We start from the raw sequence: 25489 nt of genomic DNA, 5'->3' as shown, positions 1-25489 counted from the left end.
ATACAGAATAACACGACAAGATTCGACATTGCAACCGTTTTTTTATCCTCCTTTTAAAAAAGCCACAGGGACGCCCCGAAAAATCTTGTTTCGCAGATTGTTCCACAAAAAAAATAACCTGTGAGCTTTCTAGCCCACAGGTTTACCAACATTGACGACAGTTCCTACATCAGAACTTCTTTTCCACTTTCAAGGAAAATATCTTCACCGTTATGTTGAATCTCGACTGATTTTCCTTCTACCAATGAATAAGTAACGTATTCTTTATCCATTTTTACTGATATTAAGCTTCCTTGATATTGAAGGTTAAATTCTAATGAATTCCATTCCTTCGGCAAACTTGGCTGTAAGGAAAGCCCGCTCTCTTTTATGCGTACTCCAGCAAACCCATAGACAATTGCTAGCCATGCACCACCCATATTTGCCATATGCAATCCGTCTTTTGTATTGCCATGTGTATTATCTAGGTCAAGGCGTGCGGTTTCAATGAAATATTGATAGGCTTTTTCCTTGTAACCGAGCTTCGAAGCCATGATGCTAAACACACAATAAGACAAGGATGAATCATGTGTCGTAATGCTTTCATAATAATCATAGGAGTTCTTAATCGTCTCTAAATCTGCTTCATCTTCCAATAAGAAATGTCCTAGCACCGTGTCCGCTTGTTTACAAACTTGATAACGATACAATGTGAGAGGATGATAATGCAATAATAATGGGAATTCCTCTTTTGGGGTATTTTCTAAATTCCACCGTTCTTTTTGCAAGAAGGTATCATCCTGTGCATGAATTTTCAGTTCGTCATCATATGGAAGATACATGTTTTCGCCGGCTTGCTGCCATTCGATCGCCTCATCCTCCGTTAAACCGAGCTTCGCAGTATAACTAGCTAAAGCCCCTTCATCCTTTAACTTCTGGTAAACTCTTGCTGCCCATAGCAAGTTATGCTTCGCCATCACATTTGTATAGTAATTATTATTAACGATACAAGTATACTCATCAGGGCCAGTGACATCGTCAATTCGGAACTGTCCATTTCTAAAATGTCCTGTATCGACCCATAAGCGTGCTGTTTCGAAAAGGACTTCTGCCATATAGTCTTTTAAAAATTCTTCATCTTTTGTAACCAGATAATATTGAATATAACTATAAGCAATATCGGCACTGATATGATATTGTGCGGTGCCAGCTGGGAAATAGGCAGAGCTTTCTTGACCAGTAATCGTCCGCCATGGGAACAGCGCACCTTTTTTATGACCCATTTCACGTGCGCGCTGTCTTGCACTGTCCAAAATCGAATAACGGTGCAATAACAGATTCTTGGCAATCTCCGGATTGGTCATTAAGAACATTGGAAAAATATAAATCTCTGTATCCCAGAAATAATGACCTTCATATCCTTCACCTGAGAGTCCTTTGGCAGCTATATTGCTTACAGGGTCTTTCCCTACTGACTGTAACAATTGGTAAACATTAAACCGAATTCCTTCTAATAAATGTTGATCTCCGTCAATTTTCACATCCGAAATACGCCAGAATTCATCAAGATACTCTCTTTGTTCTGCCAATAAGTCAGCAAATGTTTTCCCTTTCAGACCCTCTTGAATCTTCAAACCAGCCGCGACCACATTTTTTCCGTGCCTAAGTGTGTCGGTATACGCATTATATTTGGTTATCTTCGCTTCTCCAGCAAATGTATAGATTTCTTCGACGCCGCCATCCAACACCGTACGTTCAACGTGGCTGTTTCCCGATGCATCTGTAAAGGAAACGCAAGCAACATCGAGTTTCGTTTCATAAGTTGTATCTTTAACGATGCTAAAAGAACCTTCTGTTTTAACCTCCGTAACAGTTAAACGTTTCGCATGACCAGAAGCCACACGTGGATCGTTCTTATCAACAAAATTGGAAACATCTCCATTTACAGTCGAAACGATTTTCACTTCAGTCACACCAGCTACAGGCACCACTTCGATCTCTAATGCAAATAATTCTCGCGTAACAAAAGATACCATTCTTCTAAACTGAATCTTCGCTTCTTTCCCATTAGAAGACTTCCAGTGAATGATTCGTTCCGAATATCCTTTATCTAAATGGAGATGACGTTCAAATGAGAGAACTTCCCCTTCAAACAATGAAAACCGTTCATCATCAAGATAAATTTGCACAGTTTGCGCATCAATCACATTCACTAACTTTTGCTGCTTGTCTGGGAAAGCATGTAACTTCTCTCCATAGGTAATCTCTGTTTCATCATGGAAAGCGTTTATATAAGTACCACGAATACTTTTAAAGTCTTCTTTATAACCTTCTTCAAAGTTTCCTCTCACGCCAAGATAGCCATTTCCAAGGGAAAGGAGACTTTCATTGATAAGCAAGTTTTGCTGGTCTAATTCTGATTTCGTTAATTTCCAAGCCATTTATGCCAACTCCTCACTCTTCCAGTTCCTATAATAAGATAGGATTTCTTCCAACTTAAGCTCATTTGTACACTCAACACGATAATCCGCCTCTGTAAGGTCTTTGCCCACACCAATGGAGAACATACCAGCTGAGTTCAATGCCTGAACGCCACTAGCCGCATCTTCAACACCCACACATTCTGAATATGCAACGCCGAAATGGTCGGCAGCGGTTGTAAAGGTTTCTGGATTTGGTTTGCCTTTCGTCACTTTTGCGGCATCCACAATATAATCAAAATAATGGGTCAGCTCTAGCTGTTCCAACACCATTACAGCATTTTTGCTAGCAGATCCTAGACCGATTTTCATTTCTTGTGCCTTGATTTCTTTTAATAACTTTTCAATTCCAGGTAAAATATCGTTAGGACTAATCGTTTTGATTAAATCTTGGTAATGCTCATTTTTCTTCGTTGCGAGCCGCTCTTTTTCTTCAACCGGCATATCTTGATAATCTGGATTAAGCGCAAGGATTTTCTCTAATGAATCCATCCGGCTAATCCCTTTTAATTGCTCATTAAATGCGCGGTCAATTTTAACGCCTAACTCTTCTGCCAGCTGCTTCCAGGCTAAATAATGAAATTCCGCTGTATCTGTAATAACCCCATCAAGGTCGAATAAAAACGCCTTCGGCTTCAACATACATGTTCACTCCCCTGTCCCTTTTAACAGAATACCCCCCAGCCAAAATGGATGAGGGTATCTTATTATGTTTTTATACGCCCTTATAAACTCTTGCTTCATATGGTTTTAATGTAAATGCACGGAAATCATCAATACCGGATACTGGATAGTTGCTGATAAGAACTTCTTTAGCATCAAAAGCAACATCGTTAGGTAATTCAAAGGACACTTGTTCTTCACTGAAGTTTGTGACCACAAGCAATTTTTCTCCTTCAAAGCTTCGAGTATAAGCATAGATCTGTTTATCTTCTGGTAAAATCAATTGATATTCACCATAAACAATGATTGGATGTGTTTTACGTAATTGAATTAATTGACGATAATATTGATAAATCGAATCTTCATCTAGAACAGCTTGTTCAGCATTGACTTCTTTAAAGTTCGGATTAACCTTCAACCATGGTTCCCCTGTTGTAAAACCAGCGTTATCAGATGAATCCCATTGGAAAGGTGTTCGAGCATTATCACGACCTTTTACATAAATGGATTCCATCACCTTGGCTGGGTCAGCGCCACCTTCGACTACTTTTTCTTTGTACATGTTTAAGATTTCAATATCTTTATAGTCCTCAATGGAATCAAATTGAACATTTGTCATGCCGATTTCTTCACCCTGATATACATAAGGAGTTCCTTGGAGCATATGAAGAAACGTTCCAAGCATTTTTGCTGACACTACTCGGTATTCTTTGTCATTGCCAAAACGCGAAACCATTCTCGGTTGATCATGATTATTTAAATACAAGCTATTCCAGCCCACACCATGCAAACCAGTTTGCCATCTGGATATGCTTTCTTTTAAATCGCGCAAATCTAATGGTTTTAAATCCCACTTTCCATTAGCGCCAGAATCCAAATCCATATGCTCAAATTGGAACACCATTTGCAGTTCTTTGCGCTCTGGATTGGTATATTTTTTAGCTTCTTCAACATTGACGCCAGGCATCTCGCCTACCGTCATGATATCGTATTGAGATAAAACCTCTTGGTTCATTTCAGCAAAAAACTCGTGAATACGTGGGCCGTCTATGAAATACTGGCCGCCGCCAACATATTTTTTTCCTTCAGGGTTTGGCGCATCAGGCAAGCCAGGAACTTTCGAAATAAAGTTGATGACATCCATTCGGAAACCATCGACGCCTTTATCAAGCCACCATTTCATCATCTTGTATACTTCTTGACGTAGCTTTGGATTTTCCCAATTTAAATCTGGTTGCTTTTTACTAAAAAGATGAAGAAAATATTCATCTGTTGTTTCGTCATACTGCCATGCCGAACCACTAAATGTAGATTCCCAGTTGTTCGGTTCCTTGCCGTCTTTTCCTGGACGCCAAATGTAATAATCACGATACGGATTGTCTTTGGATTTTCTTGATTCTTGGAACCATTTATGTTCATCAGAAGAATGATTCACAACAAGGTCCATGATTAATTTCATATCGCGCTGATGCATTTGTGCTAATAGCTCTTCCCAATCTTCCATCGTTCCAAATTCATCCATGATCGCTTGATAATCAGATATATCATAGCCATTATCATCATTCGGAGATTGATAAACAGGTGATAGCCAAATAACATCAATGCCAAGATTCTTTAAGTAATCAAGCTTTTCAATTATGCCTTTGATATCTCCGACTCCGTCACCATTACTGTCATTAAAACTTCTCGGATAAATTTGATAAACGACACTTTCTTTCCACCATGCTTTATGTGTCATCGTGATCCCCCGTTTCTTTCAATCATTTTTGGCTTTTCGTTCAAGAAATTAGTGGAATCGGTACATATGTTTTTGCATCATGATGTACCGGTCCCCTAATACATTTAACTTGTTGTTCCACTATTTAATTGATCCTCTCATAACGCCGCCAATAATCCATTTTTGAGCAAAGATATAAACAATCAGCATTGGCAAGATGGCCATCAAGTATGAGGCAAATGCTAAATTATAATCCGTGCTAAATTGTCCCTGGAAGGCATATTGTACAAGAGGCAATGTATACTGACTGGAATCACTTAAAATAACCAGCGGTAACATAAAGTCATTCCATGCCGCTAATGCCGTAAGAATCGCCACAGTTGCGTGCATTGGTTTCATTAGTGGGAAAATGACTTTCCAAAATACCTGCCATGTGGTGGCTCCATCGATAATTGCCGCTTCTTCCAGCTCTTTCGGGATTGTTTTTATAAACCCAACATAAATGAAGACATTAAAGGCTAAATGCATCACTGCATTCAAAATGGATAACCCAATGATATTATCCATTCCCCACATACTTGTTTGTTTAACAAGCGGAAGCATAATGATTGGAAATGGAATAAACATTGCACTAATAAAGTAGAAATACAGGAACTTGTAAAACTTTTTATGCATATTACGTGCAATTGCATAAGCAACCAATGAGTGTGTTAATAAAACTAAAACGACTGTTACAAGAGTAACAAAGACACTATTCCCTAATGCACCAAAGAAATTTGTCATTTCAATGGCCTGGATAAAGTTATCAAATGACCAGGATTCAGGAAGCGCAAGTAAATTACCCGTCATTTCCTGTGGTGTTTTGAAAGCCACTGTAATCGTTAAGTACAATGGGAATAAAATAAACAACGTCCCTAAGAGTAATAAGATTGTTAATTTCCAATTAATTCTGTTCCCTACCATTTTATTTCACCTCTCTCCGCTCAAGGACACGCAGTTGAATAACCGATATCGCGACAATGACAATAAAGTAAATGACAGCATTCGCAGATTGATAAGCGAACTCTCCGCCTTGGAAACCACCACGATAGATGAGCAAGGATATGGACTCCGTCGCTTGACCAGGTCCACCGCCCGTTAAAGCCACAATTTGGTCGAAAGCCATCAAGAAATTTTTCATCGCTACAACCATGTTAATCGTGAAAAATGGTGCCACAAGAGGGAAAGTTATTCTCCAGAATTTCGCCCAATTGCCTGCACCGTCAATATCTGCTGCTTCGTAAACTTCTTGGTCAATGGTCGATAAACCAGCTAAATATAAAAGTGTATTAAAAGCAACCGACTGCCAAACGGCAACAATAACGATTCCAATCCAAGCTAAATCAGGGTTCCCTAAAATATTGGATGAAAGAATTTCGATATTTAAGGCATTTCCTAGATCAGGAAGCATATGAGTAAAGATAAATTTAAAAATATAACCAATAATTAAGACGCTTAAAATGTATGGCAAAAAGTATGTTGCCCTTAAAAATTTTCTAAACTTTACATTGCCATTAAGTCCTATGGCCAGCAATAAACTGATGATATTAACTAAAATCGTAGATACAACGGCAAATTGAAACGTAAAACCATATGCATGTAAGGCACGATCATCTTTAAACACATTCAGGTAATTTTTAAATCCTACAAAATCCCAAGTTCCATACCCTTTATAGTCGGTGAAACTATAGAAAATCCCTTGTAATGCCGGATACGTATGAAATATAAAAAATAGGGCGAATGCAGGAATGACCATGATAAGAAATGCAAACTGCCTTTTCCCCACAATAATCTCTCCTTAAAATAAGGTAGGGGCTTTTCTACATGAGAAGCCCCCCTTCCTTCATTAGCGATTCATTACTTTTTCCCATTCAGAATCTAATGTTTTCAATGCAGCTTCTTTATTCTTTTTGATTAAGAAATCTTGAACTAAGTTTTCAGTCCCCATTCCAGCTGGATAGTAGTGATCTGGGAAACTTGTTAAGCGGCCTTCTTCAAAGTTCACTTTAATTCCCTCGAATACAGGATCTTCTTGGAAAACACCTTCTACAGCTGAGAATGCTTTTTGCTCATCGATATAGGTTTTTGCTGTTTCTTCACTAATCATAAATTCAACAAATTTTAAGGCTTCTTCTTTATGTTCTGTTGTTTCACTAACTGCTAAGGCAACATCCACACCAGAAACTAAATCATTTTCTTCTGCTTGATCATTAGAAGGTAGCGCAAATGTTCCTAACTGAATATCTGGGTTCGCTTTTAAAATTTCTGGAATTGCCCAGTTCCCTTGGATATAGAAGACACCGTTTCCAGTCGCAAAAGCACTGTTACCATCTCCATAACCAATTCCAAAGTTGTCCTTATGACCATATTCAAGTAAAGTTAACATTTTATCTGCCACTTCATCGTACTCGTTTGCAAATGATGCCTCCCCAGCATTTTTCTTTGTTGCAAAATCGTCTGGAGCAAGGTTTCCAGCAACACCATTCCAAACTGACATGGCTGTCCAAGCTTCTTGTAACGTAAAGTAAATAGGTGTTTCGCCTGCTTCCTTCGCTTTATCTAAAGCAGCTACAAACTCATCCCAATTAGTAGGGATCTCAATTCCTAACTCTTCTACTTTTTGTTTGTTGTAGATAACATGGTTTGCGTTTGTTGCGTATGGCAGTCCAAATACGCCCTCTTCTTCAGAACCAACCAATTTCTCAAGCATTTCTACGTAGGAAGGCTGTATTTTTCCTACAAGTTCAGAGTCCGTGAAATCATGAAATACTCCGGCTCTTGCTAGTTCGCCATAGGTAGCGTTTCCACCAATGGACATAATGTCCGGAAGATCATCTTTTGTCAGACGGGTTTTCAAAACGGTCTCAGCTTCTGGTGGTGCCTCTAATTTAATATCAATATCTGGATTTTGCTCTTCGAATTTCGCAATTAATCCTTTATAAGTATCAATGCTTTCGGATTTATTGGAAAACAACTCTAAGGTAACTTTTCCATCGGCATTATCTCCTCCACCGCCACATCCTGCTAGTAGCAATGAAGCTCCTAAACTCACTGATAGGAATCCTTTTGTTATTTTTTTCATGGTGAACCCTCCAAATGTGTTTCTAATTTTTTAAAAGTTCCTAAAATATATTTATACATTTAAAAGTAAAACGTAAACGTTTACTCTAAATGTAAAAAACAACAGAAGCGTAAACGTTTACCTATCTACTAAAAAATATAATAGGTTTGGAACGTAAACGTTTTCTTACTTTGTAAAATTTTTTAGTAGAATAGTAGATAAACCAAGTAGAACCTATTTAACGTAAACGTTTACGTTAAAGATAAAAAAGAGTGTTGTCTCTCTTTTTTATAAACTTCTTACACTTTTTCTTTCCACAATATGATGAGCACATATTTGACTGTTCACTTTTTGATTGTTTTCAATCACTTCAAAAACCATTTCCGCTGCAGCCTCCCCCATTTCACATAAGGGTTGTGCTACTGAAGTTAAAGGAGGAATACTCATCTCGGCAATACTTAAATTGTCATAACCAATCACTGAAATTTGCTCAGGAACTTTGATTCCCATTTCATAGGCAGCTGAGATCATTCCCAAGGCCATTTCATCACTTGCGGCAAACACTGCTGTTACATCAGGGATTTGATGTATCAATTGTTGAAAACAATTAACCCCATCATGAAAACTGAATCCATGGAACGAAACAATGTGGTCCTCATTTACTGACAATTGATAGTTTTTCAAGGCTTTTATAAACCCATCAACTCTTGGTTTACCCGCAATTCGGTCATCTCTGTTTCCACTTAACATCCCAATTGTCCGATGTCCTTTTTTAATCAAATATTCTGTCGCAGTATAGGCGGCAACCTCGTCATCCACTTTTACATAAGGAACAGGAAATTGGTCTGATTTAGTAGACAGAAGTACGATTGGGATCCCTTTGTTTTCGATGAATTGATAGTACTCCTCTGTTAAGGAAGTACTAGCAAAAATAATCCCATCAACTTGTTTTTCATGGAGTAACTGCAAATATTGCATTGTCTTTTGACCGTTCGACTCCGTATGGCATACGATTACACTCGAACCGTATTGGTGGGTAATGTTCTCAATCCCTCGAATAATTTCATTCGTTAACATACTCGATAGCTTTGGTACTAATACTCCAATCGTATGTGTGCGCTTACTAATTAATCCTCTAGCGATACTATTCGGAGAATATCCAAGCTCCTTGATTACCTCAAGAACCTTTATTTCCGTTTCTTTCGAATAACCTGGCTTATTATTAATAATCCTCGAAACCGTCGCAATGGATACATTTGCCTTTTTCGCAACATCTTTAATCGTAATTGCCATTTTCGATTACCCCTCATATACTCCGTAAACGTTTACGTTGTTTACTCTAACACGAACTGCAATCGTTTACAAGATGTTTTTAAAAAGTCACAGGGGCGCCCCGAAAAATCTTGTTTCACAAGAATTTTTCCACAGGCAATCAAATAACTGCACCGCCCATTGCTAGATGAATCAATCTAACAATGAGAGTGCAGTTTTTATCTTTAAGATAGCGTGATTAGTAGATTCCTACTGCATCAAAGCCAGCATTTGTTGCTGCTTCTTCTGCACTACCTTCACCGTAAATGTCGATTGCAGACAGAACGATCGCTTGACGAGCATCGCTAAAGTCAGAAGTTGGTGTTAAGTAAACTGTTAAAGCACGGTAGTAGATTTTCCCTAATTTTTCACGACCGACTTCTTGACCGATTAAGTAAGCAGCATGGTTTGTAATCGAAGAGTTGATATGAACCCCACCATTATCCACATTCAGCGGCATGTTATAGAATTCATCCATATGGTCAGGATAAACTATACGATCATCGGTGGCATAAGCTGCTCTTTGTGCGTTGCTAACTACCACGCTGTTTGGATCACTTAAACTACGAAGTCTTGTAAGCCCATCTTCTTTCGCAGCTGGAGCCATGATATCTTCGCCCATTTCCCAATCACTATCATCGACAAGAGCACCAAACACATCCGCAAATGATTCGTTTAGTGCACCGGATTGATTGCGGTACTGGAGGTTAGCTGTTTTCGAAATAACGCCATGAGTCATTTCGTGCGCTGCAACATCAAGACCAGCTGATAGGGAAGTCATGAATTCCCCGTCTCCATCTCCATACGTCATCCAAGCACCGTTCCAGAATGCGTTGTTATAATTTTGTCCATAGTGAACATAAGAAACAATAGCCATGCCTTCTCCATCAAGGGAATTGCGATCATGTTCATTTAAGAAATACTCGTATACTTTTTCGGAGTTATAGTGTGCATCAACAGCAGCACGGTCATAATCATCCTTAAAGGAAGCATCATTTCCTACAAATAATGTATCATTGCTAGTATTTCCGTCGTTTTTAGAATCGTACGTTAAAATTCCCTCAAGATTCTCATGTGAGAAATCCGCTAAAGCAAACTGTGTACCGGCTTTTTCTTCTTGCACTTTGGAGATATGCAACTCACGATGTGCTCCATGAACGCCAAGTCCAACTCCCTTTTGAGTTTTAATTTCATCCGCATGCATGATGCCATTATACTTATCAATCACTTCTCCAGTGTTCGCATCAACATAAACATACCAGTTCCCAGGTGCATAGCCCATGAAATTCACATTTGTTTTATAAGCAGTATATGCTTTTCCTTCAAAAGGATAAATCACAAGCTCAGTTGTTGGTTCATATGTAAACTCCTCAGGAGCATTTACAGCCGCCTTCGCTTTTTCTAGTGCGTCAGCTGCACTTAGAGAAGCTGTTGTGTCCACCGCCTCATCGACAAGGTTCTGATTCACTCTACCGTTAACGGATTGTACTTCATTCTTATCATTAAAATGAACAACCACTTCTGATCCTTCAATTGGAACACCATTTTTTGCTTGATTAAAACGAACATGCGTCATGCCCAATTCATCTTTAGAAACATTTTTTACCTTTAAGTTTTTGTCAACATTTTTAATACCGGTTTTCGCTTCGTTTTTCTTGAGGTATTTAACTGCATTCGCAGCGCTGCTAGTAGCAAATTTCTCTGCATGCTTCTCCTTTACGAAAACTGGAACATTTGCATTTTCATTCCACTTCTTTTGAGCTTGTACACTGCTTACAACCGGATCGTTGTTGGCAAGTACACTGCCCATTGGCACTGTTCCTAACAATAACGCTGAAGACAGCGCCATCGGTATAATCATCTTTCTCTTCATATCTTTCGACCCCCTAAGTTTTGATTATTCCTATTATAGATTAATAGATTTTATTTTAAATGAATATTTAGAACCTTTTTAACATTAAAATATATGGTATATTTTACCTAAAGGCATTCCCTAAAACAGGTATTAACTCCTATAAATAAGGCACTCAACATTGCTGTTTATTATTTTAAATAGAGAAGAGTGCCTTTTTTACCACGATAAGAGAATTAATTCTATCAAAACGAAAGGAAGAGGGTCACAAAAGCACCAGCTCCTGGGGAGACTGAACACTTTATAATAAAAAAATAACCCGCCATCCTAAACGGAATGACGAGCATCTGGTTAAATTTACCTCTCATCTAAATCAACGCATGGTCGCGCGTATCTCCTCCATCTTCTTCACAACAAGAGGGTAAAAATTATTTCTTGCATGAGCTGTGTTATTGCCGCCAAAAAAGTTGGTTCCTGGACAACTTTTCACAGAGTATTTGTTATGGTTGTCTAATACGCGCTGTTTTGTCCCATAATGCCACCAATGATGGTAAGTAATGCTGTCGATTGAAGGAGTTAAACCAAATTTTAAACAAAGCAAAGCGGTTACATAAACAATTGTTTCTTTATGCTCTTGGGTCATTTGGTCTTTTCCGATATCAAAGTTGCCAAGGTTTTCAATCATAATTGCGCCACTATTGGCAATGGGGCCAATCGACCCTTCTGGCTCATCATTAAAAGGCCTTGAAATAGCAATTCTTCCATCTGGAAAAGTCGTTAGGTTTTGCGCAATATTTCTCCATTTCATTTTATTTACATGATGATTTTTCATGCCATTCAAAATGGCAAAATGATTCGAACCTTTAAAGTGCCGATAAGAAGGGGCCCATGTATGATGATGTTGAATTTTATTTATTTTTCGCGTCACGTTTTGGTTAAACAACCAAAGCTTAAACTCTTCCCTTGTCAACAAGATAAACTGACCTTGTGTCGTATATTTATGAGGATAAATTTTAAGTTTTTGCCCGATATAAATTTGATCCGATCTTAGCTTATTTACCTTCTTTATCTCCTGAGCAGAAGTATGGTATCTCTTGGCAATTGCCGATAACGTATCACCTGGTTTGACATCATAAATGCTTAAATTCTGTCCATATACTTGTGAAGGAAATAAACTTATAATCATCATAAAAATTAGGCTTAATAGAAACACAACAATCTTCTTCATGCTTATCCCTTCCTAATCATCTATAAATGTCATGCCCCTTTTTTTCATTTAGTTTGTTGGTATCTTGTTTAAATTATTCCTGTTACGGGTTGAATGAAAATAAAAGGCTGTATTTCGTATAGAATAAAATCCTAAAGGCGATTTTAACGCAGAATAAGCCATTTTGTAGGTTAAAACTAATTCTTTACATTTTATCTCGAAAAGCAACAAAGTTTAAGGAAAGAGTCAAATTGAAAATGGCTGCTTCCCAATCACTGGAGCATCCCTTTTCACATTTATCTTCTTTTGGGAACGGCCAAATACTTCGTAAAATAGGCACCTAACAGCAACAACAAAACCGTTAGTGTCCAATTCCAAAGCCCCATAAAATTAAACCAATATGCAATCAAATTAACCAAGCCAATTAGGAAAAAACAGATCGGAGTTACCGCGCTTTTCAAACCTGTAATTCCCGCCTGCTTTCGTTTTTGAACCACGAATAATACAGCAACAATAAAGGCAATGACGAAAAGGATTGTCTGTAAAATCGGCACCATCCACTCTCCCCCCTTTTTTAAAATAACCACCAAAGCATTTCCACTAAATAACAGAAAATATATAAGAAAGAGTAATCAACGCGAACACGACGCCTAAAATCAAGCCAACGGCAACCGCCCTAAGACTCGATTTTCGAGCATAACCTTTAAAATCATTCTCTGAAGTAGACCGGTCAATCTTTCGAAAATGAATAATTAAGCTAAAATTGGTCACAACGAACATAAAAAAAACGATAATTGCTAAAAAGAACAAGTCAAATTCTAAGACATCTCCGGTAGTGTTTACATTCCCAATAGATTGCAAAAACATCAAGCAACCGATAATCAGGTTCCAGATAAACCCGATTTTACGCTGTTTGTACCATTCACTTCCCATTTTCTGTTTTTCATAAACAGCGACTTGCTCAAAAATCGAAAAAATTGATTTTGGAGAATCCCCTTTCAGTAGGCCGTAAACACCTTGAATCAACATCACCACTCCAAGAAATACGAAAAACTGTGCAAATGTGACCGTAAAAACTTCAATCACGATAAAAAAGATAATAATTACACCTAGGAAAATCCCATTCATGACAGCCACTTGCTTTAGTCTCATATTGCCGATTTGAGTAGCGTCCATCAACCTCTCCCCCTTCCAATTTTATTTATATACTCGGACATCACAGGATCCATTCCGCCCCAACAATTGGTAATTTAATCGTAACACATTATTTTTATGATGGATCAGAACGCAAACCATAAAAAGGAATTTTCCCCAAATTATCAACTCTATCCGTTACTTAATTTTCACTGAATTTTTCGTACCCAAAAGCCAGTAACCTACATAAAGAGGAATGTTGGACCTCCTTTGTAGTCACTGACTTATCTCGTTAAATAGCCTCTTTAATTTGCTTGTAGTATTAGAACCGTAAAATATAATAATATAGAATCTAAATGACTAAATAACACACCCAATATGCATTCCAATTCTTTGACTAAATTCTTCAATTGAACTATGTGAGAGACCTGTTAATGCAACCGCCCCATGGTTAACTGCCAAAAAGATCTGGCGCGAAAAAGAAAATCGCTGTTTGTCCGCTCAACATTTTTTTATTTCATTTTTTACTGAACTCCATCTTGGCAATCGATCGAAATTTTTGCTTATCTGATGAAAGTACGTCACTTTCGTACCACATACCCATATCTTTATATATTCAGGCAAATGGTCCGCAATTTGTGTATCACCTTCCCTGTTCATTTTTTACATAACCTCTTCTCCAACTTAGATAAATTTTAAAGCACAGAATCCAAGCCACAAGGACGGATTCTCCTCGACAAATTGATATTAATACAAAGAATATATTGAGAAATGTATTGAAACCTAAACTAAAAAAAAACGTATTAAAACAAAGCGTAGGAAATCATAAAATTTCCACAATAAACAATTACGTATAATCATATCAATATTGATTTCTGATTTCGTTCAATAGTAATAGATTCCTTTCAAGAGAGGAGCACTAAAATGAAAAAATGGTGGAGAAAAAAGAAAGCAAAACGAATCACTAACAAAAAACACAGCGACCACTACACATTTATCGACTTTCTATTCGATGTCCTATTCTACATACCCGAACTAATTCTATTCCCTCTCCGAATGATTTGGTGGCTAATAAGAGGCTTCGGAAGACTCGTCGGCAACCTATTTGATGCAATATAGTTAAAGGGACGCCCTGAAAAATCTTGTTTCACAATTCAAATGTTCCACGGACCTGTTTCCGAAAGGTTTGCTTTTTGCAATTGTTCAGAAACGGCTTATAAAAATACATGACAGGGATTCGCCTTAGTAAATAACTTAGATTAATCAATGGTAGCAGGGGGCGATTAGGAACCATCCTTGTGCTAAATTCTGCCTTTACAGGAAAGAGCCAAAAGACCACAGGGTGGTTCATGGCTTGTTATGTAAGGAAGAAAAAAGCATCACTCTTTCCTTCTTGTCGTTAATTGGGAAAGTGGAGTATCGTCGGTCTACTTGCCCCTGAGGTGGAATTATTCTTTTCTTATTTTTATCTTGATCAATTAATGCATCAAGCTTTCTTACTGACTTCTCTAGTTGAATTTCATCTAATTCTCCTTTTGCGTATAAACTACACATCATTCCATAAAAAATCGCTTTTGTTTCAATTTCGATCTTTACTGTAAGATCGAAATCTGAATTTCCACTACCTCGAATCGAATAAGCGTTTTCGTTTGATTTTCTACGTATTGTTGCATAATTAATCCTTTACTTAAAAACAAGGAATACTATGATCATAGTATTCCTTGTTTTTCATCTAGTATTAATCAAAGAAGCGTTGTCTCTGTTCCTGGTCCTGATCTTGATCTTGGTCTTGATCAGATTCAGCATCAGCCTCAGATCTTGTGCGTACTCTTGCACGGGAATCACTGTCCACGCGAATATCGATATCTAGGTTAGTGTTCCCACTTTTAAAGACTCTTGCTTTTGCCACATTTGTATTCTTGTCCTTTACATTCACATCATTTTCATTATCTAAGCGATTTTTAAACTCCACATCAGATTCTACCTTATTGCGCACATCTGTGTCTGACTCATTTCTAGAACCATTCGACCGATCTCTGCTCATTCTTTTCCCTCCTTCCCTTTAATTATTAATAACTTATGTATAATCCATAAACCTGTTTGGACAAGTGAATTATCTTTCATAAAATGAACGAAAAATAATGACATTGCCTTCGCAAAAAAAAGTAACAGGGATTCCCAGAAATATCTTGTTTCACAGCGATCTACAAATCTAGTGTTCCTCGATTATAAGGTTATCGCACTATAAATAGGACAAAAGAACTAAAACCCACCCCAAAAATATAGGATTTTCGTTTTGTTTTTACCACTATTATACATTTAATAGAACCAAAAGAATATTACTCCGTATACAATTGAAGTGTAAACGACGAAAGGGTTTGTTCCACTTTATCCATTTCATAACAACTCTTATCTAAGTCAACTTATGCTATCAAATCCGAACAGAAAAAATGGAGGTTCAAATGAAGTATTTATACCCACTAGCATTATTTATGCTTCTCTTTTTATCTGCTTGTAGTGCTGAATCAAATACAGCTGCACCAGAGAAAGAGACCACATCTAATGCAGAACAGAAAAAGATTGAAACAGAAGAAAGTACCGAAGATTCTCTTGCATGGTGGAAAGAAGAGCCAGAATACTATGAAGTCGAAGATGATCTAAGAGAACTAACAAAGATTGAGCAAATGTTAATGAGAAAGCCAGGACCTTTTAGTGCCGAAAATTTTGATGCAGAACAAGCAAAAGAGAAGCTGGATGAACTCCCAAAGAATGCGCCAAAAGAAGAGCTTCAAAATGCGATCCTTTCTCTCATTCACGAAGATTACCATGAAGAGACAGAAATATTCCTTAAGTTTGACCCTTCCGTGAACGTTAACGTCGCAACCCCCGATGAGACAATCGATGAACCAACGATAGCGAATACTCATTTTGCGATTTTGCTAGACGCAAGTGGTAGCATGGCGGCACAAAGCCAAGGCGGAACTAGAATGGACGATGCAAAATCCGCCATCCAGAATTTTATTAAGGATTTGCCAGAAAACAGTACAGTTTCTTTAAGAGTATATGGACATGAGGGTTCCAACGCCGACAAAGATCAGCAATTATCCTGTGGCTCCACTGAAGTGATCTATACTGGTGGAACGGATATGGACGCCATTTCATCTGCTTTAGATAAAATAAACCCAACTGGCTGGACCCCGATTGGCAAAGCCCTTTCAGAAACGAAAAACGACATTCCAAAAGAAGCTAGCACGATGATTGTATATGTAGTCAGTGATGGAATTGAAACCTGTGATGGTAATCCTGTGGAGGAAGCGGAAAAACTGGCGAACGAAGGAATTCAGCCAATTATTAATATCATCGGTTTCCAAGTCGACAATGAAGCACAAAAACTATTAAAAGAAGTAGCTCAAGCTGGAAATGGAGAGTTCTCGTTTGTAAACTCGAAGCAAGAACTTGAGGCGTATTGGGATAAAGAATATGACCGCATGATGAAAGCTTGGACAGAATGGCGCGATGAAGGAATGGAACAAGCAGATGAAATCAGCGATAAACTGATGGACCTTGCAGATGAAACAGGAGTAAGCATCATGGATAAATCCGACATAGAATTCGAACATGCCGAGGATTTAGTTAACTATCTCCGCGAGAATGATTATGAAAATACCGATAAACTATGGAATTATTTTTACGACCGCTCAAAGGATATTTGGAGCTATGGGTACGATACAAAAGTCAAAAACTGGCAAGATGCCTATCATAATGGCATTGATGCATGGCAGCATTTCTATGATGAAGGAAATGCGAAATGGACGGAATATTATAAGAAATAAACCTTTATAACCTTTAAGAAAAAAAATTTGCGACGCCTTAAAGGTGTCGCTTTTCTTCTACTGAATTAATTAACTATGTAATCAGCGCAGATAAAAAACACTGAGAAACTATTAAAATAACCTATAGTAGCATCAAAAACTTTCAAGATATCCAATCAAATCTTTTATTCGTTTATTTCTCGTTTTAACTTTTTTTACATTCACAATGGCTTCAACAAATTTCCTTTGTTGAGAATATGACTTTTTCATAAACGTCTCTTTTAGCTGGTATTCTGCTAACTTTTCTTCTAAGTACTCTGGAACTTCTACCACCTTAGGTTCTGTATCTTTATTTAGGGAAACTTTAATAAAGTCTCCATGATTTTTTCCTAACAATCCTCCCACTGGTCATTCTAGCACACCCAATCAACACCGATTTCATAAGTCCTTTTTCCTTTTTTGTTTATTTCATCTGCGAAGTAGCTCATTTCTCATTCAATGATATTGCTTCGTTAATGAGGGCAATATAAGCTTCGGGTTGAATTTCTTCCAGTTTGGTTATTCGGATATGTCTCATTGTTTTGCCTGTACCTTGTAATCCTTTATTTGGGTCCTTTTCAAGTAGTTCATTCCCCTTATGAAACCCAAGGTTGACGTGTTTTTTAGCCGCTTGTAGATAACAGACTAATCCATTATAAGAATAGTTAGGCATAGACCATTTATACTCTTCAACCAGTTTAGGGGACGAATCAAGAATGATTTTTCTTAGAGCATTTGTTATGTTTTGAATATCCTCTGGTAGCTCCCAAATATATTGGTCAACTGCATCAATCATTCTTCCTTTTTCATCCATCTATAATCACCTTTTCACATAAAATTTTAGAATAACTGAACTTTGGAGAAGTTGTTCCTAGTCTAATCCTCCTTTATACTATACATAACTCAATCAATTACCACAAAATACCTTAATTGTAAATTACTTAAATAGGAGGGGAAAACATGAAACTAGGTGCATTCTCTGTAAGCTTAAAAGTGAAGGACATCCATGCATCAAAAACTTTTTATGAAAGTCTTGGATTTCAATCCTTAGGTGGAGATATTAACCAAAATTGGCTCATATTGAAGAATGAAAACAGCATCATTGGATTATTTCAAGGCATGTTTGAAAAGAACATTCTTACCTTTAATCCGGTTGGAATGAAAACGCTGAAAACCTTGATTCATTTACAGACATCCGCGATATTCAAAAGCAACTCAAGGCAAAAGGAATCAAGTTGCTGACTGAAGCAGATGAAAACAGTGAGGGACCTGCCTATTTTACGATTGAAGATCCAGACGGGAACCAAATTTTAGTCGATCAACACCGATAAGGGCCTACATTTATTTTAAATGGGTCAAAGGTAACTCCAGTAAAAGTATCTCTTCACTCTGAACGAAAACAGGTACTGATCTATTCAGCGAAAAGTACCTGATTGTTTTATTCTGGATGGTAAATAATAAGAAATTTCTACTTTGCGTTCTTGTCTGGTTGATGAATACCAAAGATGTTCCCTTCAGGATCCAGATAATATCCCTGCCACGCCATACCAGGTAAAGCATATTTAGGTAATGCAACTTTCCCTCCATTGTTGAGAATCTTAGTTTCAACTGAATCGTAATTCTCCACTCCCATTGTACAAGCATAACCATTCAATGCCTGTCCTGGTTCAGGAGGTGGACTTTGACGTTTCATTAAAGCTCCGTTAATTCCAGGTTCCTTATCATCTCCAGTCACTGCCCCAAAATAAGGCATTCCCGCATATTCACTATAATCTTCAAATGTCCAACCAAATACCTCTTCATAAAATTTCTTCGCCCTGTCCATGTCATCCACATGAATTTCGAAATGCATTAATCTTCCCATCCATAATGTCCTCCTAGGTCTTCAAAATGGTTGTGCTCAAAGGCTGTATATTTTTCCGTTCAAATGTGTTATACACCTCTAACATTATGATAATAACTTTGAAATTTATTCAATTCTTCATAAACAATATAATCCTGTTTTGACCTCTTAGATCTTTGATAGCCGTTTCAACATTTGACTTAAATAACGGGATAACCTACACTTCATTTAATTCTAATGAAACATAATTTTTAAAATGGAAGGATGAGAGAGATGAGCACAGAAAAGTTCCACTCAAACACTATTAAAGAAATAGCAGTATCTTTTTTAAAGGAAGTTGCATCGGGTAATGTTCGTGAAGCATACCAAAATTATGTAGCACCTAACTTTAAACATCACAATCCTTATTTTCGTGGTGATGCAAATACCCTCATGCTGGCAATGGAGGAAAACGCCGCCGCATCCCCTTCCAAAAGCTTTGAAGTTAAATTTGCTATTCAAGAAAAAGAAACCGTTGTGGTATACTCCCACGTAAAGCAGAACCCAAAGGACCTTGGAGTAGCCGTTGTCCATATCTTCCGTTTTCAAGAAAATCAAATCGTTGAATTATGGGATTTAGGCACCCAAATCCCAGAAGACTCCCCGAATGAAAACGGCATGTTTTAACACCGCAGAAACATTACAAATGGGTGTTGTTTGGGTTCAATCTTATCGGGAACGAATCAACCAAAAGGGGAAGTCTCATTGTATCCTCCTATTAAACATTCAATGCTTTAGTAGTCGATTTCGGTTCTTTGTTAAAGTCTTTTTTGTTAGTACACCGCAACTTTTGTACACGTTTTTCCACACGTTGAACGCAAATCTCGCTTTTTAAAGAATTGTCATCAAAACAACAAAACAAGTTTATGTAAAGAAGAAAAAGCATAGCCCTTTTCTTCTTGTCATTAATTAGGGAATTGGAATATTTTCGGTCTACTTACCCCTGAAGTAGATTTATTTTTTTTCCTGTTTTTATCTCGATCAATTAATGCATCAAGTTTTCGTACGGCTTTCTCTAGTTGAATTTCATCAAGTTCTCCCTTAGCAAATAAACTACACATCATTCCATATGCTATCGCTTTTGTTTCAATTTCGATATTTACCGTAAGATCGACATCTGAATTCCCACTATCTCGAATGAGGGTTTTCGCTTGATTTTCTACGGGTCTTTGCATATTAAAATCTCCTTATCTTTAAACAAGGAATACTATTTTTATAGTATTCCTTGTTTTTCAGTCTAGCATTAATCAAAGAAGCGTTGTCTTTGGTCTTGATCTTGATCCTGGTCTTGATCCTGATCAGAATCAGCATCAGCCTCAGATCTGGAGCGTACTTTTGCACGGGAATCACTATCCACCCGAATATCGATATCTAATTTAGAGTTTCCGCTTTTAAACACTCTTGCTTTCGCAACATTTGTGTTTTTGTCTTTAAGATTGATATCATTTTCATTATCAAATTCATTATCCAAATCCACATCAAAATCTACATCATTTCGTACATCTGTTTCAGAATCATTTCTAGAACGTTGGTTATTGCCTCGGTTTCTAGAATCATCTCGATTCCACCATACTCTACTCATGCATCTTCCCTCCTTTTCCCTTTTGTCATTATAATTTATGCATAATCCGATAACGTGTTTGGACAAGTGCGTAAACCTAACCTAATATCAGTAAAATAATAATTTCACCTATAAATCTCCAATTTAATAAAAAGTCACAGGGACGCCCCGAAAAATCTTGTTTCACAGAAGTTCCACAAAGTGTAAATAAAAAACATCCCCATAGAAACTTCTATGGGGATGTTTTTTTCACTAATGTCATAGATAACATAAAATTGACCTTTCAATCCAATATTTAAATTTTGTATGAGGACTATTCTGTTCAAGTTCCTTCATTTTCAAATACATATCAATGCCATCCGATACATCATGCCAAAGGTCAGTGAACACAAAATCATATTGTGCTTTCGCCATTTGATTTTGCGCATATTCAAACGCATCAGCCTGGATAATCTTCACTTTATGCCTCTGTTTAAACTGTGGCAAGATATATTTATTAAATAAATGAATCACATCTTTATTTTTCTCCACAACCGTTATGCTTTCTACGTTCGTTTTCTCGGAAACCATAAAAGCATAATATCCGAGCCCAAGTCCATACGTAAGGACGCGCCCAGAAGCGTCGTACACCGCTTCTTTCATCGTCTCAATTTCATTCGGAGTAATCGTCATCCAAATCCGACCATCTTCCAAAACCGCTGGATATGAAAATTCTTTTTCAAAAAAGCCGATTTGCGGAATTTGTCTTCCGTCTTTCATTTTAATAATATCTTCACAAACAAATGCTTCAAACGGTTTGTATTTTTCATATTTCAAATCACTCTTGCCAATCTTGACTGTCGGAATCTTGATGTTTTGATAATAAGAATTCAGTTCGTATTCGGTTACATCCAACTTATGAAACATATTTTTAAAATAAATTTCAAATAAATCCTTATCCTCTGCACGATCGACAATATCAAGCCCGAACGCAGCTACTAATGTCACCGCAAACGCATATTCAGGCGAGACACCATATTGAACAAGCGCATCAATATCTTCTCCTTCTATATAGTCCGGAGCATTGTTTAAGTAATTGCTCATTAAAGCAAAGACCTTATAATTGTCTTCCTTAACTTTTACATCGACTTCCATTTCGTCACCTGATTATCTATTATTTTTCACTCTTTCGAGCATTAGTTGAAGTATACAAATCATCCGGTCCTTTTTCTAAGGAAACAGAACAACCATAAACAAAAAAACAACAGTAGCCACTATAGCTACTGTTGGGATTTTATTTCCTGATTCATAAAGTTAATGAAACAATCCTGATTCTCTCGACTTTTCCTTCAGTTTTCCTGTGTATTGATTGATTTTTTCCTTAAAAATGAATCCAATTAGTAGTACCCCTAAACCAAAGACTACTAAAAAGAGGACATCGTTCCAAACCCTGCGCCAAACAATACCACCAACCGCTTCCCGCATTAAATCAATTGCATACGTAAACGGCAAAAATGGATTTATATTTTGGAAAAACTCTGGTAGCAACGCAACTGGATAAGTTCCACCCGAACCCGCGATTTGAAGAACCAATAAAACGATGGCTAAGGCTTTGCCGACATCCCCAAATACCGAAACAAAGGTATACACAATCCAAATAAAGACACTGCTGCACAAAAGTCCAAAGAGAACAAACCATAAAGGTGCTTTTACATCGACGTTTAGTAAAAAGATATCGCCTAATGTAACAATAAGTGTTTGCAAAAACCCAATCGTCATAAATGTAAGCAAGCGGCCTAGGTAAATTTGTCTTCCGGTGTACACTTCCTTCCCATGATGAAGCTCGGTCGACAATAAAGATATCAATAACAAGCCTCCTACCCAAATCGCTAACACCGTATAAAATGGCGTCATCCCTGTACCATAATTCGCAATCGGAAACAGTTTATTTTCATTTAACACAACAGGCTCCGCAAAGAAACCACGTTCTGCTTCCGGATCATTTTGCAACAGTTGAATGATTTCATCGATATTCGTTTCGCCTTGAATGTTCCGAATACGGTCCGCAAGTTCATTTACTTTGTCATTTATATAAGGAAATTGAGCGAGGACTTTTTCAAGCATGTCTTCCCCATTGATCAATTTTCCCTCCGTTTGATTCAGCAGAGTCTCCACTTCAGGAATGGCGGATTGAATGTCAACTAAAATTCCCCTCGCCTCTTTTAAGGTATCCTTCGCATTTCCTACTTCTTTTCGAACGGTAGGCTCAATGTTTTCATTATATTCTTTTACAAAAGCATCTACTTGTGTATTCGCACTAGCCGTCCGTTCTTTTATCGTGGAAAGTAGTTGATTCGCTTCCGTTTGTTGCTCCCCAAGAAATGTATCAATCTGATTTGCTTGATCTTGTAAAGCCCGTAAACTACTTTCCATTCTTTCTAACTCACTCAAAGCATTGCTGATATTATCATAATCGCCATTTGATACTTGCTCTTTGTCTGCGTCTTGATTATTACTAGGTTGTTCATTTTGATTTACTTGGAATTGAGAAAGTGCTTGTTCAACCGTTTCAATTGAAGTTAAGGTGTCATCGATTCGTCCATTCACCTGGTCTGTTAATTGATTCCCTTCACTCAAATCCAATGATGCGGATTCAATGCTACTGACATATTCATTGACATCCGAAACCATCTTCTGAATATTGTCTAAATCTTCTTCAATCCTTGGAGCGATTCCATCTAAACGGGTTTCGGCTTTATCAATAAACTCAATTGTATTGTCGATGGTGTTTAAGCCATTTGTTGTCGCATCTTCGACTTTTGGTACAAGACCTTGCGCTTGATTAATTAAATCCTCTGCACGGTTAGCATCAGAAATCGTATCATTTAGAATCGTATGTATTTCTGGAAGATTCTCTTCTACAGTAAATATATAATGCTCAAACTTCTTAATATCTGGCAAATTTTCTTCCAGTTCAATTCCCAAATCGTTAAAAAGGTCAAAAATAATTCCATTCACGGTGGAAATAAAATTACTGCTAATTTGCTGCACAATCACACTCGCGCCTTTTTCAGTGATCTTCGGGGCAATGGCATTGATTTTTTCATTCACATAATATTCCACTTCTGCTTTTTCAGGATGATCACTAATGACTGTTCCTAACCGTTCTGAAAAGTTTTCTGGGATGACGATGACTGCAAAATAATCGCCATACTCTAATTTATCCATCGCCTTTTCCCGCTTTACAAATTGCCAATCCATTGACCGATTCTGATGCAGAGTTTCGACTAGTTCATCTCCAACATGAATCTCTTGATCACGTACAACAGCCCCCTGATCCTCGTTAACAATTCCAATTGGAATTTGATCGGTTTGGCTATAAGGATCCCAGGAGGCTTTTATGTTGAACCAAGCATAAAGCGACGGCAGAAGAATTAATCCTCCAATCAAAATCGCCGCCACCCAGTTCGTTCCAATATTCTTTAAATCGTTCTTATAAATCCGCCAGCTATTCTTCATCTATTTTCATCCTACTCTTCACTGATGTATTTTGAAATACTAATGAAGATTATAGCAATGCTCATATTAAGGCACAAATAAAAAGAACACGCGTTCCGTCATACTTCTGTTCCAACCTATACCTCAAGAATTCCCTCAACTGGTATAACACCGAATGCCTCCGCCAAATCAGCTAGTTGTTGGTCTGTAATCACTTGCTTAACCCCGCCTTGGTGGGACGAAATAATGGTATAAATTTGAGCAGCTTTTTCAGCAGTCTCGATTAAACCAAAGGTTTCATCCATCGTTGTTCCTGCACCGAAAATCCCGTGATGTGGCCAAATAACTAACCTTGTTTTGCTCATTTTTTCTGCTGTTTTTTCACCAATCAAATTGGTTCCTGGAACCATCCACGGCAAGATTCCGACGCCATCAGGAAAGACGACAATACATTCGGTACACATTTGCCATAGTGTTTTCGTAAAGCTCTTTTCATTTAATCCATGCGTAAATGTCATCGCAAGAATATTGGTAGCGTGATTATGTATGATAATCCGATGGTTTTCATCTTGTTCAAGACGGACAATATGACTTAAAAAGTGGGCAGGGAGTTCACTTGTTGGTTTACCTCCATCTGAAAATCCCCAAAGTACATCAATCGCGGTTCCTGTGTTGTTGACCCGAATCACACCCAAGTTTTCCTCAGGATTGGATTTCACATTTTTAAAATATTTGCCTGATCCCGTAACAATGAAATAGTGATTGGCTAGTGCTTGCACGGGAAAATCGAATTCAAGTGTTCGAAGTACATGGTGCGGATCCAAATAGGGTGTCACTTCTTCCTCTTTTAAAAGATAGCTAATATTCCCGCCGTTTCGCTCATCCCATCCAACTCCCCACATATTGTATGTCGCTTCCATCATTTCGTGGACAAACGGGGCTGTAAGCATTTCTTGCTTTCCCATCGTTTTGTTCATGTAAATCTCTCCTTTATTTGAAAATCTTTGTTCGTAAAAATCTTTTAAGTTCTTTTTTCTATAGTATTAGATTACTCCTAAAACAGAACTAAATCAACACAAACAAACATAATATTTTTTGTTTACTTTTATTTTGTTAACGATACGGTCACAAACATCTTGTTTGTCCATAATAAAGTAGGGAAACCACTATCATGGCTTCCCCCTTATCAAACCGTACGTGCCCTATTAAGGCATACGGCTTACCCATATGTTACAAGTGTTATCAAGAGGATGCGTTCCAGGCATTTTGCATCTT

24 protein-coding genes and 1 pseudogene are annotated in these 25489 nt (G+C 37.6%); 4 read left to right on the top strand and 21 right to left on the bottom strand.

Annotation, left to right across the window (positions count from 1 at the left end; genetic code table 11):
* Nucleotides 1–164 precede the first annotated feature (164 nt).
* The 11 genes from M3182_RS02515 to M3182_RS02465 all read right to left on the bottom strand — a co-directional run bounded on the left by M3182_RS02515 (nt 165) and on the right by M3182_RS02465 (nt 13485).
* Complete coding sequence (locus M3182_RS02515) at nt 165–2420, bottom strand: glycoside hydrolase family 65 protein (RefSeq protein WP_251556081.1); 2256 nt, start codon at nt 2418–2420, stop codon at nt 165–167.
* A complete protein-coding gene (pgmB, locus tag M3182_RS02510) occupies nt 2421–3101 on the bottom strand; it encodes a beta-phosphoglucomutase (protein ID WP_251556079.1) in 681 nt (226 codons plus the stop codon).
* A 73-nt stretch (nt 3102–3174) separates the two neighbouring features.
* Nucleotides 3175–4860: a glycoside hydrolase family 13 protein gene (locus M3182_RS02505; RefSeq protein ID WP_251556061.1), complete on the bottom strand. Its 1686-nt coding sequence runs from the start codon at nt 4858–4860 to the stop codon at nt 3175–3177.
* Nucleotides 4861–4980: 120 nt separating this feature from the next.
* Nucleotides 4981–5802, bottom strand: coding sequence for a carbohydrate ABC transporter permease (locus M3182_RS02500; RefSeq protein ID WP_251435568.1), 822 nt, complete (start codon nt 5800–5802; stop codon nt 4981–4983).
* Between the two features lies 1 nt (nt 5803).
* A complete protein-coding gene (locus M3182_RS02495; protein ID WP_432806635.1) occupies nt 5804–6664 on the bottom strand; it encodes a carbohydrate ABC transporter permease in 861 nt (286 codons plus the stop codon).
* A 60-nt stretch (nt 6665–6724) separates the two neighbouring features.
* On the bottom strand, nt 6725–7960 hold the full coding sequence (locus M3182_RS02490; protein WP_251435570.1) for an ABC transporter substrate-binding protein: 1236 nt from the start codon (nt 7958–7960) through the stop codon (nt 6725–6727).
* A gap of 267 nt (nt 7961–8227) precedes the next feature.
* On the bottom strand, nt 8228–9232 hold the full coding sequence (locus tag M3182_RS02485; RefSeq protein ID WP_251435573.1) for a LacI family DNA-binding transcriptional regulator: 1005 nt from the start codon (nt 9230–9232) through the stop codon (nt 8228–8230).
* A gap of 217 nt (nt 9233–9449) precedes the next feature.
* On the bottom strand, nt 9450–11123 hold the full coding sequence (locus M3182_RS02480) for a M4 family metallopeptidase (RefSeq protein WP_251556059.1): 1674 nt from the start codon (nt 11121–11123) through the stop codon (nt 9450–9452).
* A 352-nt stretch (nt 11124–11475) separates the two neighbouring features.
* On the bottom strand, nt 11476–12330 hold the full coding sequence (locus M3182_RS02475; RefSeq protein WP_251556045.1) for a LysM peptidoglycan-binding domain-containing protein: 855 nt from the start codon (nt 12328–12330) through the stop codon (nt 11476–11478).
* A 275-nt stretch (nt 12331–12605) separates the two neighbouring features.
* Nucleotides 12606–12866, bottom strand: a complete 261-nt coding sequence (locus M3182_RS02470) for a hypothetical protein (RefSeq protein WP_285866802.1) — start codon at nt 12864–12866, stop codon at nt 12606–12608.
* A 43-nt stretch (nt 12867–12909) separates the two neighbouring features.
* Nucleotides 12910–13485, bottom strand: a complete 576-nt coding sequence (locus tag M3182_RS02465) for a hypothetical protein (RefSeq protein ID WP_251435586.1) — start codon at nt 13483–13485, stop codon at nt 12910–12912.
* A gap of 882 nt (nt 13486–14367) precedes the next feature.
* Between M3182_RS02465 and M3182_RS02460 the strand changes: the two genes are divergently transcribed.
* A complete protein-coding gene (locus M3182_RS02460) occupies nt 14368–14562 on the top strand; it encodes a hypothetical protein (RefSeq protein ID WP_251435589.1) in 195 nt (64 codons plus the stop codon).
* Between the two features lie 228 nt (nt 14563–14790).
* Here the strand turns inward: M3182_RS02460 and M3182_RS26575 are convergent, their stop codons facing one another.
* Nucleotides 14791–15012, bottom strand: a complete 222-nt coding sequence (locus tag M3182_RS26575) for a hypothetical protein (RefSeq protein ID WP_490715546.1) — start codon at nt 15010–15012, stop codon at nt 14791–14793.
* 169 nt (nt 15013–15181) lie between these two features.
* Nucleotides 15182–15487: a hypothetical protein gene (locus tag M3182_RS02455; RefSeq protein ID WP_251435596.1), complete on the bottom strand. Its 306-nt coding sequence runs from the start codon at nt 15485–15487 to the stop codon at nt 15182–15184.
* 418 nt (nt 15488–15905) lie between these two features.
* Between M3182_RS02455 and M3182_RS02450 the strand changes: the two genes are divergently transcribed.
* The gene (locus M3182_RS02450; protein ID WP_251556038.1) at nt 15906–17276 is read left to right on the top strand and encodes a vWA domain-containing protein; all 1371 of its coding nucleotides are present in this window, start codon (nt 15906–15908) and stop codon (nt 17274–17276) included.
* 132 nt (nt 17277–17408) lie between these two features.
* On the opposite strand, the gene M3182_RS02445 is transcribed toward M3182_RS02450, so the two are convergent.
* Together M3182_RS02445 and M3182_RS02440 are read right to left on the bottom strand one after the other, a co-directional pair.
* Entirely contained in the window at nt 17409–17651 is a 243-nt protein-coding gene (locus M3182_RS02445; protein ID WP_251435601.1) for a YdeI/OmpD-associated family protein, read from the bottom strand.
* Nucleotides 17652–17739: 88 nt separating this feature from the next.
* Entirely contained in the window at nt 17740–18108 is a 369-nt protein-coding gene (locus tag M3182_RS02440; protein WP_251556036.1) for a DUF1801 domain-containing protein, read from the bottom strand.
* Between the two features lie 146 nt (nt 18109–18254).
* Between M3182_RS02440 and M3182_RS02435 the strand changes: the two are divergent.
* A pseudogene (locus M3182_RS02435) lies at nt 18255–18625 on the top strand (VOC family protein).
* A 137-nt stretch (nt 18626–18762) separates the two neighbouring features.
* Here M3182_RS02435 and M3182_RS02430 read toward each other — a convergent pair.
* Nucleotides 18763–19158, bottom strand: coding sequence for a VOC family protein (locus M3182_RS02430; RefSeq protein WP_251556034.1), 396 nt, complete (start codon nt 19156–19158; stop codon nt 18763–18765).
* Nucleotides 19159–19401: 243 nt separating this feature from the next.
* On the opposite strand from M3182_RS02430, the gene M3182_RS02425 reads away from it, so the two are divergent.
* Nucleotides 19402–19803, top strand: coding sequence for a nuclear transport factor 2 family protein (locus M3182_RS02425; protein WP_432806681.1), 402 nt, complete (start codon nt 19402–19404; stop codon nt 19801–19803).
* Nucleotides 19804–20081: 278 nt separating this feature from the next.
* Here M3182_RS02425 and M3182_RS02420 read toward each other — a convergent pair whose 3' ends face one another.
* From M3182_RS02420 to rhaD, 5 genes are all read right to left on the bottom strand, one after another.
* Nucleotides 20082–20351 (bottom strand): hypothetical protein, encoded by a 270-nt coding sequence (locus M3182_RS02420; protein ID WP_251435613.1) that lies wholly within the window; start codon nt 20349–20351, stop codon nt 20082–20084.
* 68 nt (nt 20352–20419) lie between these two features.
* Nucleotides 20420–20758: a hypothetical protein gene (locus tag M3182_RS02415; protein WP_251435615.1), complete on the bottom strand. Its 339-nt coding sequence runs from the start codon at nt 20756–20758 to the stop codon at nt 20420–20422.
* Between the two features lie 237 nt (nt 20759–20995).
* Nucleotides 20996–21871: a spermine/spermidine synthase domain-containing protein gene (locus M3182_RS02410; protein WP_251436903.1), complete on the bottom strand. Its 876-nt coding sequence runs from the start codon at nt 21869–21871 to the stop codon at nt 20996–20998.
* 159 nt (nt 21872–22030) lie between these two features.
* The gene (locus M3182_RS02405; RefSeq protein ID WP_251436905.1) at nt 22031–24235 is read right to left on the bottom strand and encodes a YhgE/Pip domain-containing protein; all 2205 of its coding nucleotides are present in this window, start codon (nt 24233–24235) and stop codon (nt 22031–22033) included.
* A gap of 116 nt (nt 24236–24351) precedes the next feature.
* Nucleotides 24352–25191, bottom strand: coding sequence for a rhamnulose-1-phosphate aldolase (rhaD, locus tag M3182_RS02400; RefSeq protein ID WP_251556030.1), 840 nt, complete (start codon nt 25189–25191; stop codon nt 24352–24354).
* Nucleotides 25192–25489 lie beyond the last annotated feature (298 nt).

The organism is Mesobacillus maritimus, assembly GCF_023715205.1.
Lineage (GTDB): Bacteria > Bacillota > Bacilli > Bacillales > Cytobacillaceae > Mesobacillus_B > Mesobacillus_B maritimus_C.
This window is presented reverse-complemented; position numbering and strand designations above follow the sequence as displayed.

Bases quoted from the DNA above. Each gene is read 5' to 3' on its own strand.
- M3182_RS02515 (WP_251556081.1), bottom strand. From the start codon at position 2,420: ATGGCTTGGAAATTAACGAAATCAGAATTAGACCAGCAAAACTTGCTT.
- pgmB (WP_251556079.1), bottom strand. From the start codon at position 3,101: ATGTTGAAGCCGAAGGCGTTTTTATTCGACCTTGATGGGGTTATTACA.
- M3182_RS02505 (WP_251556061.1), bottom strand. From the start codon at position 4,860: ATGACACATAAAGCATGGTGGAAAGAAAGTGTCGTTTATCAAATTTAT.
- M3182_RS02500 (WP_251435568.1), bottom strand. From the start codon at position 5,802: ATGGTAGGGAACAGAATTAATTGGAAATTAACAATCTTATTACTCTTA.
- M3182_RS02490 (WP_251435570.1), bottom strand. From the start codon at position 7,960: ATGAAAAAAATAACAAAAGGATTCCTATCAGTGAGTTTAGGAGCTTCA.
- M3182_RS02485 (WP_251435573.1), bottom strand. From the start codon at position 9,232: ATGGCAATTACGATTAAAGATGTTGCGAAAAAGGCAAATGTATCCATT.
- M3182_RS02480 (WP_251556059.1), bottom strand. From the start codon at position 11,123: ATGAAGAGAAAGATGATTATACCGATGGCGCTGTCTTCAGCGTTATTG.
- M3182_RS02475 (WP_251556045.1), bottom strand. From the start codon at position 12,330: ATGAAGAAGATTGTTGTGTTTCTATTAAGCCTAATTTTTATGATGATT.
- M3182_RS02470 (WP_285866802.1), bottom strand. From the start codon at position 12,866: ATGGTGCCGATTTTACAGACAATCCTTTTCGTCATTGCCTTTATTGTT.
- M3182_RS02465 (WP_251435586.1), bottom strand. From the start codon at position 13,485: ATGGACGCTACTCAAATCGGCAATATGAGACTAAAGCAAGTGGCTGTC.
- M3182_RS02460 (WP_251435589.1), top strand. From the start codon at position 14,368: ATGAAAAAATGGTGGAGAAAAAAGAAAGCAAAACGAATCACTAACAAA.
- M3182_RS02455 (WP_251435596.1), bottom strand. From the start codon at position 15,487: ATGAGCAGAGATCGGTCGAATGGTTCTAGAAATGAGTCAGACACAGAT.
- M3182_RS02450 (WP_251556038.1), top strand. From the start codon at position 15,906: ATGAAGTATTTATACCCACTAGCATTATTTATGCTTCTCTTTTTATCT.
- M3182_RS02440 (WP_251556036.1), bottom strand. From the start codon at position 18,108: ATGGATGAAAAAGGAAGAATGATTGATGCAGTTGACCAATATATTTGG.
- M3182_RS02430 (WP_251556034.1), bottom strand. From the start codon at position 19,158: ATGGGAAGATTAATGCATTTCGAAATTCATGTGGATGACATGGACAGG.
- M3182_RS02425 (WP_432806681.1), top strand. From the start codon at position 19,402: ATGAGAGAGATGAGCACAGAAAAGTTCCACTCAAACACTATTAAAGAA.
- M3182_RS02420 (WP_251435613.1), bottom strand. From the start codon at position 20,351: ATGCAAAGACCCGTAGAAAATCAAGCGAAAACCCTCATTCGAGATAGT.
- M3182_RS02415 (WP_251435615.1), bottom strand. From the start codon at position 20,758: ATGAGTAGAGTATGGTGGAATCGAGATGATTCTAGAAACCGAGGCAAT.
- M3182_RS02410 (WP_251436903.1), bottom strand. From the start codon at position 21,871: ATGGAAGTCGATGTAAAAGTTAAGGAAGACAATTATAAGGTCTTTGCT.
- M3182_RS02405 (WP_251436905.1), bottom strand. From the start codon at position 24,235: ATGAAGAATAGCTGGCGGATTTATAAGAACGATTTAAAGAATATTGGA.
- rhaD (WP_251556030.1), bottom strand. From the start codon at position 25,191: ATGAACAAAACGATGGGAAAGCAAGAAATGCTTACAGCCCCGTTTGTC.